Origin of the sequence: Tritonibacter sp. SIMBA_163, from assembly GCF_046535935.1 — a bacterium.
GTDB lineage: Bacteria > Pseudomonadota > Alphaproteobacteria > Rhodobacterales > Rhodobacteraceae > Epibacterium > Epibacterium scottomollicae.
Window position 1 is genome coordinate 1 of the sequence record NZ_JAWJBP010000970.1, and the last position, 250, is coordinate 250.

1 protein-coding gene is annotated in these 250 nt (G+C 65.2%); it reads left to right on the forward strand.

Annotated elements, in window-relative coordinates; genetic code table 11:
- On the forward strand, window positions 1-247 hold a 247-nt coding region (locus R0J92_RS25220), incomplete at its 5' end, for a M20/M25/M40 family metallo-hydrolase (RefSeq protein WP_411053701.1).
- Window positions 248-250: the final 3 nt, after the last annotated feature.

Below are 250 nucleotides of genomic sequence, written 5' to 3' on the forward strand. Positions count from 1 at the left end.
GATCAAGCGCAGCGCCGCCGCGGTCGAGGCCTTGACCGGAACGCCGCAGACGCCGCGATCCGTCAGCTACTTCACCGACGCATCGATCCTGACCCCGGCGTACGGGCATATCCCGACCCTGGTCCTGGGACCCGGCGACGCCAGCATGGCCCACCAGACGAACGAATACTGCGACCTCGCGCAGATCAGTGCCGCGGTCGAGATCTACAGCCGACTGATCCAGGACTGGCAAAACGAGCCGCACTAAAAG